Source organism: Falsiroseomonas sp. RANM36 (assembly GCF_056682175.1).
In genome coordinates this window covers 1-1,614 of the sequence record NZ_JBWXTD010000032.1, presented here as the reverse complement: position 1 = coordinate 1,614, position 1,614 = coordinate 1, and the positions used below count along the sequence as shown (strand labels likewise).

At 68.0% G+C, this 1,614-nt stretch carries 2 protein-coding genes; both read right to left on the bottom strand.

Going from position 1 to position 1,614, the window contains the following annotated elements:
• Nucleotides 1-17: 17 nt before the first annotated feature.
• On the bottom strand, nt 18-830 hold the full coding sequence (locus AC1MIR_RS27705; protein WP_480031393.1) for an IS5 family transposase: 813 nt from the start codon (nt 828-830) through the stop codon (nt 18-20).
• A gap of 101 nt (nt 831-931) precedes the next feature.
• The gene (locus tag AC1MIR_RS27700) at nt 932-1,414 is read right to left on the bottom strand and encodes an SgcJ/EcaC family oxidoreductase (protein ID WP_480031392.1); all 483 of its coding nucleotides are present in this window, start codon (nt 1,412-1,414) and stop codon (nt 932-934) included.
• Between the last annotated feature and the right edge of the window lie 200 nt (nt 1,415-1,614).

Sequence of the window (1,614 nt, the reverse complement as noted above, 5' to 3'; positions counted from 1 at the left end):
AGAGCCTGTCTCGAATCTCATGTGCAACGGGCGATGCGCCGTAGCAGGAGCATGACGGAGGCGGCGTAGAGGAAGGCCTCGGCGGAGGCGAGGGAGGCCTCGAAGTCCTTCGCGAGACGGCGGTTGCGGCCGATCCAAGCGAAGAAACGTTCGACCACCCAGCGCCGCGCATGGACGGCGAAGCCGAGCTGTCCCTTCGGCTTGCGCACGATATCGATGCGGATGGGGCTGGCGCTTGCGACGCGCTCGCCCGCGTAGCCCGCATCGGCGAAGGCGAGTTCGACGAAAGGCCATCGTGACCGAGAAGCGCGCAGGAGCGGCGGAGCGCCGTCGCGGTCCTGCAGGCTGCCGGGGTGGGCATGCAGCACCAGCGCGCGGCCGTCGGTGTCGACCATGGCGTGGCGCTTGCGGCCCATCACCTTTTTGCCAGCGTCGTAGCCGCGCGGGCCGCCCGCCTCCGTGGTCTTGGTGCTCTGGCTGTCGATCACCGCCGCTGTCGGGCTGGCCTCGCGCCCCGCGCGCTCGCGGTCAAGAGTGACGAGGTGATGGTTCAGCGCTTCCAGCACGCCGCCGTCGCGCAGCCGGGCGAACCAGCGATAGATTGTCCGCCACGGGGGGAAGCTGTCAGGCAGCAGGCGCCACGCGCAGCCCGCCCGCAGGACGTAGAAAATCGCGTTGACGATCTCTCGTTCGGGCCATGCCCGGCGCCGTCCTCGGCCGGGTGCTGGCGGCAACAACGGCGCCAGTACCGCCCACTCCGCGTCGGTCAGGTCACTCGCATAGCGGAGGCCCGCGCGGCTATGCTGCCGCCGAGTGGCCGGGGTCCACATCGGGTCGTTCGTCCAAGGTGTCGCAGCCCGGTCGAATCACGAAGCAACCCGGCCATCCAGCCCCCGAATCAGCTCATGCCGCCGCTGTTTGCAGAGAGCCGTTAAGGCCGTGTGGGCGTAGGCAAAAAGGAGGAATGGTGATCGGCGATGCGCCACGCGCCGTCGGCGAGCCGGGTCATGGTGATGCTGAAGCGAGCCGGCGCCTGCCGCTCGCTGCCATCGGCCAGCGTCATCCGGAACACCCAGTGGCCGGAAGCCACCGCGGCGCTCTCGCCCAGGCGCGTCACGCCGTGCGCGCCATAGGTCACTCCGACCGCGGTCACGCCTTCACGCGGACGGCCGAAGCTGGCTTGAATGGCCGCGCGGCCAACAGCTTGCTCTCGACTGGTAATGCCCCAAAGGCGCGCTTCTTCCATGTAGAGGGCTGCAATCCGCGGGGCATCCATGGAACTATATGCCTCTGCCCAGGCTGCCAGGAGAGCGGAGGGATCGTTCGGGTTTGGCTGGGCCCGGGCCCCGGGGCTGACGGCAAACAGGGCTGCAGCCGGGATGAAGAGAAGGGCGAAACGACGGGAGTTCTGCATCCTCAGGTCCTGTCCGATCCTTCGGCAACGCACATTCTTGGCAACGATGTAGCAGACCGAGCCATGTGCAATCCCCTCAAATCTGCACCTCCACCGGGGTGTCGGAGGGAGGCGTAGCGCGGCGCCGCGTGCGGTTTGCCCGCAACTCGCCCATCCAGCCCAGCGCCGGCTTGTAACGATGCTGTTTCGAGACAGCCTCT